We start from the raw sequence: 15,558 nt of genomic DNA on the forward strand, positions 1-15,558 counted from the left end.
TATCCATGAATACGAAACAATTGGACAGAATTCACACAGGAAAGGGCTTTATAGCTGCTCTGGATCAGAGCGGGGGAAGCACACCCAAAGCGCTGCTGCAATACGGCATTAAGGAAGACCGCTACTCCGGTGACGAAGAGATGTACGCGATGGTCCACGGGATGAGAACACGCATTATTCAGAGTCCCGCATTTAACTCGGAGCATATCCTCGGCGCTATTCTTTTTGAGAACACGATGGACCGTTTCATAGACGGACAATTAACCGCCGATTATTTATGGGAGCAGAAAGGCATCGTGCCTTTTTTGAAAATCGATCAGGGACTGGCCGCGCAGGAAAATGGGGTTCAGCTCATGAAGCCCATTCCCGGTCTTGATGACCTGCTGGAACGGGCGGTCAAGAGGAACATCTTCGGCACCAAGATGCGCTCAGTAATCCATGAAGCTAACGCGGAGGGTATCCGGCAAGTCGTAGAACAGCAGTTTGCTGTCGCGGGGCAAATCGCCGGTTACGGGCTGGTTCCGATTATCGAACCGGAAGTAGACATTCTCAGCCCGGACAAAGCAGAGTCCGAGCAGCTGCTGAAGCGCGAACTGGCCGCCCAATTATCCGCTCTGGAAGAGGGCGTCAAGGTCATGCTGAAGCTGTCTCTTCCGACTGAAGATAATCTGTACAGCGAACTCGCCGCAGATCCGCATGTAGTCCGCATCGTGGCATTATCCGGTGGCTATACCCAGGCAGAAGCGAATGAGAAGCTGGCCCGCCAGCATGGACTCATCGCCAGCTTCTCGCGCGCCTTGTCCCAGGGCCTCAGCGATCAGCAGAGTGACGATGAATTTAATAGCATACTTGCTGCGTCCACCCTTGCAATCTACGAGGCTTCCATAACTTGAAGCCTCCGCTGCTCCGCCTTTTCTCTTAAGTTTCCCACCCAATCTATAGAGTTGCTTGATTAGCAGACGAAGACCCCGGGACTAATGTCCCGGGGTCTCTTGGTTATATAAGCCAAACATAAGACTAATCCCAAAGCAGTAACCGCCCCATCGCTAAAGGTCCATCGGAACGGAATAAATCTAAAATGTTGTAAGGATTGCAACTTTAAGCCTGCGATGCCTGGGGCTACGGGTGAATTGTTGTATGAAATACAGGAATTCTCCCGCTAAACCACTTGATGGAGGAGTAATGCTGTATTTCATACAACATATTCCGATTATGGCCGGGTTAGTGAAGAAAATGTTGTACTTTGTGCAGGATTTTGCCATCAACGAGAAGTTTCTCGCGGAAACAGCAGCTATACGTTCTTCAAGCGCGCAGCTTCCGCCCGCACTAGTGGCGCCACTTCAGTTCCGAAGAGGCGGATCGCCTCCATGACCTCCGCATGCGGCATGGAGCCGTGCGGCACATGCAGCAGGAACCGCGTAATCCCTACGTGCTGGTACAGGTGGATGATTTTGCGGGCAACCGTCTCCGGATCGCCAACATATAACGCTCCGTCAAAGCTGCTCGCCGCTTCATAATCCGCACGTTGATAAGGCGGCAGCCCCTTCTCCACCGCCCGGACATTCGTCCGCGCGTGAGTGGACGGGAAGAACTTCTCTAGCGCCAGCTCATTGCTCTTCGCAATGAAGCCATGGGAGTGTGAGGCAATCGGCAGCTGTGACACATCATGACCGGCCTTGGCCGCTGCTTCCTTGTACAGCCGTACATGCGTGGCATAATCCGAAGGATTCACATTGCCGATAATCGCCAGGGCAAACGGCAAGCCCAGTGTGCCGGCACGGACCGCAGACTCCGGACTTCCGGCACTCGCAATCCATACAGGCAGGAGATTCTGCTCCGGACGCGGGTAAATCCCCAGATTATGTATCGCAAGGCGGTGCTTCCCGCTCCAGGTCACCTTCTCCGACTCGCGGAGCTTCAGCAATAAATCGAGCTTCTCGTCAAACAGTGCTTCATAATCCTTCAGATCATAGCCGAATAACGGGAATGACTCCACAAATGAGCCACGGCCTACCATAATCTCGGCACGGCCGTTCGAAATCCCGTCCAGTGTGGCGAAATCCTGAAATACACGCACCGGATCAGCTGACGAGAGAATCATGACTGCACTGGTTAGACGGATTCTGTTCGTCAGCGGTGCAGCAGCAGCCATTAGAACCGCAGGCGATGAAGCTGCAAAATCAGGCCGGTGATGCTCACCTACGCCGTATACATCCAGTCCCACCTGATCCGCGAGCACGATTTCCTCCACCACTTCACGCAGCCGCTGCGCGTGGCTCAGGGTCTCACCGGTATTCACATCAGGCGTTGTCTCGACAAAGGTGCTTATTCCAAGTTCCACTTGTTGTTCCTCCTAAAAGTTATGTTAGCATCTGCTCCATGGGAGTCCCCTTAGCAAAACTTGCTTCGAAAGCATACGCATAGTCAGTAATCCTTATATTTTAAATCTAAATAGTTAAATATTCAAAAACTAAATTTCCTCGCGGCAAAAAACCGGAGTCCTCCGCCGCCTTGGGCTGCCTTACTGATTAACCTAGGGCGAGCCCGGCATAACCGGTGGTCTGTAATAGCCTTCTGGAGATACATCACCGCTACTCTATAACCTGAAAACAGTCCCGGTTATGTTAACCGGGACTGCAGAAGAATACGCCAATTACTTCACCAGTTCCTCCAGGCTGCCGAATAGATCCCGGACCGATTTCAGCTTCGACTCATTGCCGACCACACAGAAGTAATTCTGCTGCGTCACTGCCTGAAGCAGGCCGGCATATTGCCTGATATCCCCTGAGGTTGTTGACAGAATTTCATTCCGTTCCTGCTGCAGGTCTGCAGCGGTAATCTGCTCGAAATAATGCCGGTCCGCCTGCCGGCCCTGTGCGCCGGGACTCAGCGGCTGGTCAATCATCGCCAGCGTGCCGATGACCGCCTTCGTCATCTCCTCTTCATCTGCTGCAAATTCTCCGGCAAACCGATACGCCCGGTCATAAATCTCCAGCGTCTCCTGCAAATTCGGATCACGGTAAGAAGTAAAGAGAAGCACACCGTCTCTGCGCAGAACGAGATTGCCGCCATAAGCTCCGCCCTTGACCCGGACAGCATTCCACAGATAGGTCAGGCTGAGGATTCTTTTGAGCACCTGCAGCTTGCCGGAATAAGCAAACCCCAGCTTCGTGAAGTCATATCCTTTGACCACATACTGCACCTGGCTGGCAGACATGAACCCTTCGTTGCCCGCCTGGTCCAGCGCAGACAGCAGCGGCAAGAACTGAACCTGCTGGTCCCGCAGGTCCAGCTGCGCCAGGTGTGCAGTGAATTCCGCATACGTATCCAGCGTTCCGGTTACGGACAGTGTTACATTCTGCGTATTGAACAGAACCCCGCAGATTCCCTTCAGAGTGTCAGCAAGCAGTTCAGCCTGCTGGTCAATCCGGCTGGCCAGCTCTTTGATGAAGCGGTAATAGGCCATACCCCCGAGCTGCTCCTCATACATCCCTCTATCCGTGAAATAAGAGAGCACCCGGCCGGCTGCGATTTCATTGCCTTTCTGGTTCAGCATTGCTTCCATGCCGGAGGCTTCCCGGCGGACAATCTCCTGCAGCTTGGATAAATTATTCAAGTTGCTATTGTAGAGCAGCTCGTGCAGCAGCTTCAGGGAACCGCCAATGTTGCCCTGCATGACCTTGATGCGGGCGCTGAATTTGGGCTGGTAGCTTCCTTCGCCAGCTTTGCCGGCCCCAAATATCTCATTCTGAAACCGGATGCCGCCGGTTGTGATCCCGATTTCACTGGTCAGCTCTTCAATGCTGTAGGCCGCAGTTTCCAGTTGCCCCAGCACCCTCGCCAGCAGTTCCAGATAAGGAATCTGTTCTGCCGCCAGAACCCGCGTGTCCCAATACAGCTTAATATAGGCGATGGTTCCCGCAGCCGCTTCATGATGCAGCACTCTGATTCCATCCAGCCTATGCTCCTGGGTGGGTACCCCGGTTGGAGCGCTGCGGTCAATATCCTGAAGGGACAGCTTCGGTAGCTTCTGCAGATCCTCCGCGGCATCCGGACGGTTCTGCCGGGCCAGCAGCTTCTGCGTATTCAGCACCAGCTCTTCGCACTGTACCGGCGTCAACGAGGCTTTATATTCAGCCAAACGGCTGCGGGCCGCCCCCTCCTTGTCTGCCGCAAGGGTCTGGGAAGGCTTCAGGACAACAACGCTGCAGTGATCGCTATTCAGCAGGTAGGTCTCGATCAGCCGCTCGAAATACCGGTTAGCACTTTGTTCGCGGATAGACGCAATTGCAGCTTCATACTCCAGATACGTGGACGGCAAGCCGTCATACAGCCAGGCCTTCATCACTTCCATATTATAGGTCAGGCCCTTGGGGTACTGGTTAAAGTCTGCTTCCCGCAGTTCAAATTCCTTGCTGTTCACCGCAGCCAGCACCAGCTTCTCATCCAGGCCGTCCGCGGCAAGGCGGCTTAACGTCGTTCTGACCAGATTCACGAAGGCCTCTTTGGCAGAGGGATTAGAATGGGTCAAGGCGATGCCAAGCATAGGCTGGACCATACTGTCGGAGTAGAAAGAGACGACATCCTTGCCGAGTCCGCTCTCCAGCAAAGCCTGTTTCAGCGGAGCGGCGTTGCTGTCCATCAGCATGCTTTTCAGAATGGCAAAGGCCAGATTCAGCTCCCGGTCCAGGGAGGTTCCGATTACATAGTTCAGGCTCACGTAAGTCTTGTCAGCGGCGGTTTCGGACTCCAGAATGGGATACTCCGCCGTAAGCCCGGTTATTCCTGTCGGCTGCTGCAGGGCAATCCCCGTATCGATATCCTTGCGGTTATACCGGCTGAGATATTCCTCGTGGATTAATTGCAGCCTCGCTTCGATATTCAAGTCTCCATATAGATAGAAATAACTGTTGGACGGGTGGTAATAACGGCTGTGCGCCTCCAGGAACTGCTCATAGGTCAGCGCAGGGATATGTTCCGGGTCTCCGCCGGAGGAATGGCGGTATACCGTATCCGGGTAGAGCGACTTCTTGATCCGGTCGATCAACACCGTGACGGGTGAGGAATAAGAGCCCTTCATCTCGTTGTAGACGACACCCTTATAGATCAGCTCATCCCCGGAATGCGGCAGCTCGTAATGCCAGCCCTCCTGCTCAAAAATCTCCCGCTGGCTGTAAATGTTCGGCTGGAACACGCTGTCCAGATAAACCTCCATCAAGTTGGCAAAATCCTGTTCATTCCGGCTGGCCACCGGATACATCGTCTTGTCGCCAAAGGTAAAGGCGTTCAGAAATGTTTTCATCGAGCCCTTCAGCAGCTCTACAAACGGTTCCTTTACCGGATATTTATCCGAGCCGCACAGGACCGAATGCTCCAGAATATGGAACACTCCCGTGCTGTCCCCAGGCGGAGTCCGAAAAGTGACACTGAACACCTTGTTATCATCCTGATTCTGTACGTATAGCAGCCGCGCGCCGCTCTGCTGATGCTCCATCGTATATACCGAGGATTCGATTTCCCGGATATACTCCTGATGCATGACTTGAAACCCGGAATAGACTTGGCCTGTGATTAAGCTGCTCATAGATTTCCCTCCTTGGTTCAGGGCTGGCCTGATGCCATGAGCTTAACATATCCGGGCTTTCGGGTTCCACTGGGGAATGTGCAGACGCCTCTTTTACCGGAGCCATTCCTCCAAATGCGCTGCCACGAATTCATCATCCGTGAGATGGGGATAATCCCTGGTGACTCTGCTGATCTCCTCCAGCTGCCCGGGTGAGAGCTGCTCCTCCGGATTCAGGCACCATAAGCCTTCAAGCAGTCCCTGGCGGCGCAGCGCCTCATGAATGCCCGGAATACAGCCGTGAAATTGATGGGCCGGATCAAACAAGGCCGCGTTGCTGTCGGTCACCTCAATGCCAAGGGTCAGCCAGCTGGATGACAGGGTAGCCTCATTGCGGATTTTTCGGATCGTATCCAGAAGCTGAACCGCTTTGCTTGTCCAGACCGCCCAGTGACCGAGAAGCCCGCCGACAATTTTCTTCTCCATGGGTTCCCCGTTAACCTTGAAGCGGTAGGTGGTGAGCAGATCCGTAACGATATTATCGTCATTGCCGGTATAAAGAGCGATTTCGCTGCTGCGGCTGGACTCCATCACCGCCCGGACCACATCGAGGCTCTGATAACGGTTGAACGGTGCCATTTTGATCGCGATAACGCCTTCAATCTCTGCAAAGCTCCGCCAAAAGTCAACGCTTAAGATCCGGCCGCCCACAGAAGGCTGCAGATAGAAGCCGAAGACGGGAATCACATCCGCCACTCTCCTTGTGCGTTCCAGCAGCTGCGCCTCGCTCCAGTCCTGCAGTCCGCCCATGCTGAGAAGTCCTGCTTCATAGCCGAAGCCTGCCGCGAGCTGCGCTTCCCGGACAGCCTGCTCCGTGTCTCCGCATATGCCTGCCACCTTCATGAAAGGACGGGTAAGGCCGGCACGCTCCACTTCTTCCGCAGCCAGCCTGAGCACCGGCTCCAGCAGCCCGATCCCGGGGTCCCTGATTTCGAACTGTGTGGAATGCACGGCCACAGCAACTCCGCCTGCCCCGGAGGCGATATAATAACGGGTCAATGCCCGCTGGCGGCGCTCATCCAGCTTGCGTTCTGCCGTCAGGGCCAGAGGATGCGCCGGAATCGCCAGACCTTCATGCAGCGCTTCATAGAGCTCCAGAGTTAACGGTTGTCTGCTCGCTCCCATTAATAGTTGCCCTCCCGTTCCTGAAAATGTGTCGGCTTGTTCCAGGTCTCGCTTCCCGAAGCCACCCAGTCCGCGACCCAATCGATCATCTGTGCCAGCGATACCCGGGGATATCCGAAGGAAGCCGCGGCCTTCGCAGCATTGCTCAGCAGGGCTTCCGGGGCTTCTGCACCCGTGAAGACAGGCTCAGTTCCCAGCCTGCGGCCGATTTCCGCGGCCGCCCAGCGCAGCGACACCGTCTCCGGTCCGGTGATGTTCATGACATTCGGCGGCGAGCTGCAGCGGAGCAAGGCGCGCAGGGCAAGCTCATTGGCATCCCCCTGCCAGATGACATTGGCGTGCCCCATCGTCAGATCGATGGGCCGCTGCTCCTTAACGGATCGGGCAAGCTCAAGCAGAACGCCATAGCGCAAGTCTATGGCATAATTGAGCCGGTAGATGAACATCGGCGTATTGTTCTTATGCGAGAAATGCTCGAAGATCCGCTCCCGCCCCAGACAGGACTGTCCATACTCGCCGTTCGCATTCGGTGAGGTGCGTTCTGTTGCTCCGCCTTGGCCCACCGGCGTGAACGGGTAGACATTGCCTGTCGAGAAGACGACAATCCGCGAATCGCGGAAGCGCTCCGCCACACGCCCCGGCAGATAGGCGTTCATCATCCAGGTGAAATGCTCATTGCCTGTTGTGCCGAATTTATTGCCGGCCATGTACAGGATATTCTTCGTATCAGGCAGTGCCCGCAGCGCGCTGTCGTCGGATAAATCCGCCGCGATCACCTCCACACCGGCTTCAATTAATTCTTGCTTCAATACCTCATTTGAGAAGCGGGAGACACCAATTACCTTCTTGTCCAGCCCGGCCTCCCGGATGGCATTCACGGCCAGCCTGGCCAGGCTCGGGCCCATTTTGCCGCCTACTCCGAGCAGCATGATATCCCCGTCGAGCCGGGCGAGCTCCTCCAGCAGTGCGGCAGACGGACGGGCCAGCCGGTCTTCCAGCTCCTGAACAGACCGGATCACAGCTTGCGTTGGCATTTGCATAAGAATTCTCCTTTAGGTGGATAAAATTTATGGTTAGTCCTGCTTGGCTCCGTCCAGCAGCTCCCGGCGAAGCTCTGCCGGCAGCAGGAAATCGAAATCACAGCCCAGATTCGCCTGCAGCACGCGCTCATGGAACAGCAGGCCATAGCCTCTGTCATAATGGGGCTCCGGCGCCTTCCAGGCAGCCCGCCGCCGGGCCAGCTCCTCATCCGGCACCTTCAGGACCAGTCTTCTCGCGGCAATATCCAGCTCGATTTCATCGCCGTCCTGTACCAGCGCCAGCGTTCCTCCTACAGCCGCTTCCGGCGCCGCATGCACGATCAGGGCACCGTAGGAGGTGCCGCTGATCCGTGCATCAGAGATGCGGACCATGTCTCTTATGCCGCGCACCAGCAGCTTCTGCGGGATCGGGATCTGCCCGATCTCCGGCATCGCGGGCGCACCTTTGGGGCCGGCGTTCTTGAGCACCAGTACACTGTGCTCATCTACCGCAAGCTCCGGGTCGTCGATCCGCAGCTGGAGATCCGCCGGGCTCTCGAACACCACGGCGCGCCCGGTGTGCCGCTTCAGATGCGCTGATACCGCCGTCTGCTTAATCAGCGCGCCGTCCGGGGCCAGATTGCCGCGCAGCACGGCAATTCCGCCCTCTCTGTCCAGCGGCTCCGCCACGCTGCGGATCACCTCCCGGTCCAGCGTGACCGCCTGGACCAGATTCTCCGTAACCGTCCGCCCGGTTACGGTCAGGCAGCCGCCATGCAGCAGCGGCTCCAGCTCCTTCATCAGCGCAGGCACGCCGCCTGCTTCGAAATACTCCTCCATCTGATATTTGCCCGAAGGCCGCAGATTCAGAATGAACGGCGTCCGGCGGCTGATGTCATCGAATGTCTCCAGCGGCAGCTTCCGGCCCAGCCGCTGGGAAATCGCCACCAGATGGATGATGGCATTCGTGGAGCCGCCGCTGGCCATCGTGACCGTGATGGCATTCTCCATTGCCTCTGCCGTCATGATGTCGCGCGGGCGGATATCCCGCCGCACCAGCTCCACAATCTGCTTGCCGGTCCGCTCGGAGAGATGCCTGCGGCGGCTGTCCGGCGCGGGGATGGCCGCGCACCCCGGCAGCGCCATGCCAATGGCTTCGGCAATCGAGGCCATGGTGCTGGCTGTACCCATCACCATGCAGTGCCCGTCGCTGCGGCAGATGGCGTCCTCCGCCACCGCCAGCTCCTCGTCCGTAATATTTCCCGCTTTATGCTCCAGCGTGAAGCCGTAGCAGTCGGTGCAGGCACCCAGGCTGCGTCCGCCCAGGCGGCCGTTCAGCATCGGCCCGCCCGTAAGCACAATGGCCGGAATGTTCACACTGGCGGCGGCCATCAGCTGGGCAGGCACTGTTTTGTCACAGCCGCCGAGCAGTACCACCCCGTCTATGGGATGGCCCTTCATCATTTCCTCCGTGTCCATCGCCATCAGGTTGCGCAGCAGCATCGTCGTCGGCTTGACATAAGGCTCGCCGATCGAAATCGTCGGGAATTCCATCGGCACCCCGCCAGCCTGCCAGACCCCGCGCTTCACATAATCCACCAGCTCATTAAAGTGCGAATGGCACTTGTTCAGCTCACTGAAGGTATTGCAGATGCCGATGACCGGCTTGCGCAGATCCTCCTCGGTATAGCCCATCGACTTCGTAAACGAACGGTGAATGAAGCCCCACAGATCTTTTTCCTGGAAATAGGCTTCACTCTTCAGTCTGCGTCCGGCAGCACCGCTCCCGGCGCTGTCCGCCCGGCTGGTTTCCGTATGCTCCTCCATGCTCCATCTCCCTTTGGCTTCCAGCCTGCTGTTGTACAAATTAGACCAGCCCGAGGATTTCCGGTGTCGGCCGGTGAATAATGTCTTCAATGAAATCCTCCGCTACACGCGGCAGCCTGGTTCCCTCCACCAGATCATTGATCCGGTACAAGGCATCCAGCATCTGCTGCGTACCGAAAAACGGATAATCCGAGCCGAACAGCAGCTTGTCCTGCACCCCGTATTCCGCAGCGGAGACCAGTGCATTATAGAATTGCCACGGACGGCTGCCGAGTGCAGACACGTCCATGTACAGGTTAGGATGCTTGCGCACCAGCGAGATGCATTCATCCACCCAAGGGTGACCCATATGGGCTACGATCATTTTCAGCTTCGGAAAAGCCCTGGCAATTGGATCAAGCATCGCCGGGCGGGAAGCATCCAGATATCCCTCCGGGACAAAGGATGTTCCCTGATGCCATAGAACCGGAACGTTCAGTTGCTCCGCCTTAGCATAGAGCGCCATATGCTTCGGATCCTCCGGATAAAAGTTCTGATAGATCGGGGCCAGCTTCAGTCCCTTCAGCCCCAGCTCACGGACAGCAGTTTCGAACTTGCCTACACAGTCCAGATCATTCGGATCTACGCTGGCAAAACCAAACAGCCTTCCCGGGTCCGTACGGCAGTATTCCGCCACATATTCATTCGGCACCACCAGCCCGGTGGCAGACGCCGCCATCGCCAGTACTATGGCTCCCGAGAACCCTTCCAGGTTGCCCCGGTGCTGCTCCGGTGTAGCCTCAATATTCATATCCGGGCCCCAGGCGCGCTTGATCGCGGCATCCGTAGGTCCGGCCACCATTCCCGGTCCAAACAAATGAGTATGTGAATCAAAAATCATCTCTGCACCTCCTTCAAGCTACAATTCACTTCCGTTAGCCAGATGTCCGCCATCTACACGGACCGTTTCTCCCGTCACATACGAAGCTTCGTCTGAGGCCAGGAAGAGAAACACGCTGGCAACCTCCTCTGGAGCCGCTGCCCGTTTCATCGGAGTATGCTCCGAATGGGATGGCAGTCCGCTTTCCTCGCGCAACCTGCGGTCCAGCGGGGTATCCACGAAGCCCGGCGCCACTGCATTGACCCGGATACCATACGGAGCCAGCTCTACCGCCATAGACTCTGTCAGCAGGATAACGGCTGCCTTGGAAGCATTGTAATGGGCAAGCTCCGCGCTGGCCGATATTCCGTTTTTGGAGCTCATATTAATAATTGCACCACCGCCGCCCTGGCCGATCATCTGCCTCGCGGCCAGCTGGCCAAGCCTGTACACCGCACGGACATTGATCTCGAAGACTGCATTCCAGTGCTCCAAGGAAATATCGAGAAAGGATTCTCTATAGGCAATTCCTGCATTATTCACAACGATGTCAATTCCGCCAAAATGCGCGAAGGCCCTGGCCGCAGACGCCTCAAGCTGTGCCGGGTCGCGCAGATCGCAGACCTCCGTGGTCCAGCTTCCGCTGTAGTCTGCCAGTTCATCAGCGGCAGTAAGCAGCTCTGCTTCGCTGCGGTCCAGCAGGACCACGCGGGCCCCCTCCTCCAGGAAACGGCGGGCAATCGCCAGCCCGATGCCCCGCCCGGCGCCGGTTACCAGCACTCTTTTTCCAGCCAGCCTCATGATGTAGACACCCCGCCTTCGTGGTTTAGAGTACTCCGTATTTATCGTAGACCTGCCGCAGTGTGGAGCCCGCCAGCAGCTCATCGCGTGTATGATTCTCGCGTGTCGCCTTATCCGTCGCCAGTGCGAACACTTCATCAATCATGGCGCCCGGTATCACCACGACACCGTCACGGTCGCCGAAGATAATGTCGCCGGGATTCACCAGCACACCTCCGCACAGCACCGGAATATCGTAGTCGATAACGATCCCGCGTCCCTGCGAATCTACCGGCTTGGTGCCGGTGGCGAAGACGGGAAAGCCCAGCTCCAGAATTTTGGCCGTATCCCGGATTAAGCCGTCCACAATGGCACCCCGCCCGCCGCGCATCTTGGAGGCCGTTGACAGCAGCTCCCCCCACAGGCCATTCTGCCTGGATTCATTCGTGCAGCCGATCACAATCTCTCCCGGCTTGACGCTGTCTACCGCTTCAATTTCCTTAGTGTAGGGATCTTCGGGCAGATGGTGGATATCCACCGACAGAATGGTTTTGGCACGTCCGGCCACCACCCAGGAAGGATCGACCGGATTGATATTCTCGCGCATCACCTGATTGCGGTAGCCCAGCTGATCCAGCGTATCGGAGATAACCGCCGAATAGAGCGTTTCACACATCGTATCGAATAGCTTCTGATCGTCCATTGTTCATCCCGCCTCTTTAATGTGGTTACATACCTTCAAATCCCGGCATTACCTGTGCAGCTTAACCGGTTGTCCTTCCTGTACGGAACGGTAAGCATTCAATGCGACCTCCGCCGATCTGAGACCATCCAGTCCGGTCACCGGTACCGGCGTGCCTTCCAGCAGTGCCTGCACGAATGCCTGCAGCATCAGTCCGTTCATATCGTCTCCCCAGAAAGACCAGCTGCCTTTGCCGGATGCTCTGCCATACACATTGTTCTTCTGATTGAAGGCATCGATGGAGATGACTCCCTCTGTCCCGATGATCTGCAGGGTCACATCCCCCCAGGTGGGGAATCCGGGATTACGCGACCAGCTCGGGTCCAGAACGCCGAACACGCCATTCGCAAAAGTGACATGCACCATGCCGGAATCATCAATCGTCCGCTTGTGCTCAGGATCGAATAAGGTTCCCGCATAGGCATAGACCTGCTCGACCGGTGAGCCGGTGAACCAGTTCATCAGATCCATCACGTGAACTGTATGATCCAGCACAGCGCCACCGCCCGAAAGTGAAGGCTCGGCGAACCACGCCGGACCCGGGAACGAGCCTCTGTTGGTTCCTTTAAAAGCTATAATCTCTCCGATCTCCCCCCTGTCAAACGCTTCCTTGGCCCGGACCACCGGGGTCAGAAACCGGCAGGGAAAAGCGGTCATCAGCTGGACCCCCTTGGCTTCACAGCCTGCAATCATTCGCTCCATCTCCCCGGCAGAGAGGCCAAGCGGCTTCTCGCAGAGAACATGCTTGCCTGCTTCAGAAGCGGCAAGGGTATGCTCCGCATGATGAACATTCTCCGAGCATATGATCACCGCATCTATCGACGCATCGGCCAGCAGTTCGCGGTAATCGCTGTAGTAAGGGATGGCATGGCGCATGGCCAATTCCTCTGTCCGCTCCGGCACGGGATCAGCGATTCCGCCTACCGTCACCTCCGGCATCTGCTGAAGACAGGCCAGATAATCATAGGCATGGGCATGGGCGAAGCTGAGCATTCCCACATTGAGACGTCTCATAGAATCCCTCCTTTGGCATCGAGCTTAACGGGAAGTCCGGTTGCCCCTGAGCTCACGGCAGCTTCCGCCCAGCGTACAGCCTGAACGGCATCTTCGGCCGTGACCTTAGGCTCCGCACCACTGGCAATGCACCGCAGGAAATGCTCCAGCTCTTCATAGTAGGGGTCTTTCAGCAGCACGCTTGCCGGGGTCTCCACGAACCCCGGAGCAGACCCCGAGGCAGCTGCCCGCCGGACATGCACACTCTCCCCGTCCGGGGTTCCGCCCGAGATAATGACGTCCGCACCGGCATATTCAAACGCAGTATGAAACGCGCCAGGATACCCCCAGAAGGCCTCCAGTTGGGCAAGGGTTCCGTTCCCGAAGCGGAAGGTCGCGGAAGCATAATTCATCGTCTCCGTCCGATGCTCGAAGGCATATACCTCCTCCGCTTCACCAAAGGTCCCGCGGATATAGTCGATATCGTGAATCATCAGATCCACAATCACGCCGCCGCTCAGTGCCGGGTCGCGGAACCATTCCTGAACCTGGCCGGGATGCGAGCCTGCTCTCTTGGCATGGTAGATGCCTCCCCTGCCTCCACCATGCTGCCTGATCCCTTCCGCAAGCTGGCTGTAGGCGGGGAAGAAGCGGACCACATGTCCGACAAATAACCGGACACCTTTACCGTTACAGTAACGGACCGCCTCCTCGGCTTCCGCGGAGGTCAGCGCCAGCGGCTTCTCGCAGATCACATGTGCACCGTAGTCCGCTGCCAGCCGTACCATGGGCACATGCAGATAGGTGGGTACAGCTATACTGACCACCTCCGGTTTCTCCCGTTCGAGCATTTCCTGTGCCGACAGGTAATACTTCACACCTGCCAGCAATCCAAGCCTCTCGGCTGCTTCCCCGTTGATATCGCATACCGCGATAAGCTGAGCCTCAGGCATGGACATATATCTGTCCGCATGAATGTTCCCCATCCCGCCGCAGCCGATCACTGCTGTCTTGATCATTCCGTTTCTCCCCTTTCCGAATGTAACTCCTTATTACAAAAGAACAGCCTGTCCGTATCATCGGGTACGATTAAGCTCCTTACAGAAGCACAGTCTGCCCCGTTACTCTGCTCTCATTAGCCGCTTCCAGAAAGCGGATCAGCTCCAGCGTAACCGCCGGGCTTACGGGCGGAGGCGCTCCACCCGCCATCAACAGAAACTGCCTCAGCAGATTCTGATGGCCTGCTTCATAGTGCCCGCCCAGCGCATTCACTGCTATGCTGCCCCGTTCCCTGTGCAGCACAGCAGTGAAATCCGGGCCGCCCGTCCGGTTGCCGCGCAGAGTTCCGATCCGGCCGTCACTCCACTGCCCGACTGCCCATTCCTGGACTTCATTACTTAGGGCTCTCACTGATATGCAGCCTCTGCCAAGTGCCGCGTACAGCATCTCTGCGGTATGAATGCCGTACCAGAATAATCCCGGCTGGGTTGGCTGCAGCTCGAACGGGCCGCAGCAATCTGCCCCTACGATGGAGCCTGCACTCTCATCCTTAAGTGCCGCATGCAGCGGGCCGCCGAACCGGACCATCGAGCTGGAGAAAACGGGTGTCCCGTAGCTTGCTGCAAGCTCCATGATGTCCCGGGCATCGGCGCTGGTGACCGCAAGCGGTTTGTCGATGAACACCGGCTTGCCGTAGGGTGCCAGAACCGCGAACTGTTCACGGTGTACTCTTCCGTCTACAGAAGTCAGCAGGACCGCATCTGCTCTCTCGGCTACTTCAGCAATGGAAGACACCAGCTCGACACCGTAGTGCTCCTGCAGCTCCCTGCTGATCGCTTCCACCCGTGAGGCGCTTAACGGGAAATCCGCCGAGCCTCCGGCATACCCGCAAGTCAGCCTCCCGCCGGGTACATGCAGCGGATGGGACGCATGGTTCAGCAGCGAAGCATAGATTCTGCTGTGTGAGGTATCTATACCCACCATACCAATGTTCAGCTCTTTCAACTCTGCACCTCCACCCCGCGTAGACTTGGGTTAACTAGTACTTGCAGCAACTGATGTGTTCTGTTCCAAATGGATGTTCAGGGATAGTTGTATATAGTTGTATAATGTACAATTAAAAACACCGAAAAGAGAGGCTGGCCTCTTATAACTGCATTCTGTACAACTAAATTTGTTCGAATGAGCCAAAACCAAGGTAGCGAGGCAGATTAGTTGTACGAAATACAACTAAACGGATTATTGGCTGAAAATCAGGCGTTTTAGTTGTACAAAGTGCAATTAAGCCTACCGCCTACCATTTACCGTTTACAGCTTACCGCCTACCGTCTACCGTTTATCGTTTACCGTTTACCATTTACCGTCTACCGTCTACCGTCTACCGTCTACCGTTTACCGTTTACCATTTACCGCAAACGCCTAGGCATTTACCGTAATCGGGTCATGGGTTGCCGTGACTCCAAAGAATATTTGGCCCTCCGGCCGCTGCCCGTCCCCAGGTTTCTTGATCTAATCCGCTGTTCGCAGTGGAATTTCTCAGACAGCTTATGCTTCCGATGCTAACTTTCCTATGGATAGCTTTCAGGCGGAT

Annotated in this window: 12 protein-coding genes; 1 reads left to right on the forward strand and 11 read right to left on the reverse strand. The window is 56.5% G+C overall.

From position 1 onward, the window contains the following. The first annotated feature begins 5 nt into the window (after positions 1–5). A complete protein-coding gene (locus tag GC101_RS19585) occupies positions 6–893 on the forward strand; it encodes a fructose bisphosphate aldolase (RefSeq protein ID WP_171718593.1) in 888 nt (295 codons plus the stop codon). 398 nt (positions 894–1,291) lie between these two features. On the opposite strand, the gene GC101_RS19590 is transcribed toward GC101_RS19585, so the two are convergent. The 11 genes from GC101_RS19590 to GC101_RS19640 all read right to left on the reverse strand — a co-directional run bounded on the left by GC101_RS19590 (position 1,292) and on the right by GC101_RS19640 (position 14,972). Further along, positions 1,292–2,341: an Atu2307/SP_0267 family LLM class monooxygenase gene (locus GC101_RS19590; protein WP_171718594.1), complete on the reverse strand. Its 1,050-nt coding sequence runs from the start codon at positions 2,339–2,341 to the stop codon at positions 1,292–1,294. Positions 2,342–2,653: 312 nt separating this feature from the next. Then, entirely contained in the window at positions 2,654–5,584 is a 2,931-nt protein-coding gene (locus tag GC101_RS19595) for an insulinase family protein (RefSeq protein ID WP_171718595.1), read from the reverse strand. A gap of 93 nt (positions 5,585–5,677) precedes the next feature. Beyond that, the gene (locus GC101_RS19600; protein ID WP_171718596.1) at positions 5,678–6,748 is read right to left on the reverse strand and encodes a dihydrodipicolinate synthase family protein; all 1,071 of its coding nucleotides are present in this window, start codon (positions 6,746–6,748) and stop codon (positions 5,678–5,680) included. Further along, complete coding sequence (locus tag GC101_RS19605) at positions 6,748–7,764, reverse strand: NAD-dependent epimerase/dehydratase family protein (RefSeq protein WP_171718686.1); 1,017 nt, start codon at positions 7,762–7,764, stop codon at positions 6,748–6,750. The genes GC101_RS19600 and GC101_RS19605 overlap by 1 nt, the downstream gene beginning before the upstream one ends. 57 nt (positions 7,765–7,821) lie before the next feature. Beyond that, the gene (locus tag GC101_RS19610; RefSeq protein WP_246354405.1) at positions 7,822–9,684 is read right to left on the reverse strand and encodes an IlvD/Edd family dehydratase; all 1,863 of its coding nucleotides are present in this window, start codon (positions 9,682–9,684) and stop codon (positions 7,822–7,824) included. Continuing rightward, positions 9,635–10,474, reverse strand: a complete 840-nt coding sequence (locus GC101_RS19615; RefSeq protein WP_171718597.1) for an amidohydrolase family protein — start codon at positions 10,472–10,474, stop codon at positions 9,635–9,637. The genes GC101_RS19610 and GC101_RS19615 overlap by 50 nt, the downstream gene beginning before the upstream one ends. Positions 10,475–10,492: 18 nt before the next feature. Beyond that, entirely contained in the window at positions 10,493–11,254 is a 762-nt protein-coding gene (locus GC101_RS19620; RefSeq protein ID WP_076242773.1) for an SDR family NAD(P)-dependent oxidoreductase, read from the reverse strand. Between the two features lie 25 nt (positions 11,255–11,279). After that, positions 11,280–11,936, reverse strand: a complete 657-nt coding sequence (locus tag GC101_RS19625; protein ID WP_171718599.1) for an RraA family protein — start codon at positions 11,934–11,936, stop codon at positions 11,280–11,282. A 48-nt stretch (positions 11,937–11,984) separates the two neighbouring features. Next, complete coding sequence (locus GC101_RS19630; RefSeq protein ID WP_171718600.1) at positions 11,985–12,989, reverse strand: Gfo/Idh/MocA family protein; 1,005 nt, start codon at positions 12,987–12,989, stop codon at positions 11,985–11,987. Continuing rightward, positions 12,986–13,987, reverse strand: coding sequence for a Gfo/Idh/MocA family protein (locus tag GC101_RS19635; protein WP_171718602.1), 1,002 nt, complete (start codon positions 13,985–13,987; stop codon positions 12,986–12,988). Before GC101_RS19635 ends, GC101_RS19630 begins: the two co-directional genes overlap by 4 nt. Before the next feature lie 79 nt (positions 13,988–14,066). Further along, a complete protein-coding gene (locus GC101_RS19640; RefSeq protein WP_246354406.1) occupies positions 14,067–14,972 on the reverse strand; it encodes a Gfo/Idh/MocA family protein in 906 nt (301 codons plus the stop codon). Positions 14,973–15,558 lie beyond the last annotated feature (586 nt).

The sequence above is a fragment of the Paenibacillus phytohabitans genome (genome assembly GCF_013141775.1).
GTDB lineage: Bacteria > Bacillota > Bacilli > Paenibacillales > Paenibacillaceae > Paenibacillus_AQ > Paenibacillus_AQ phytohabitans.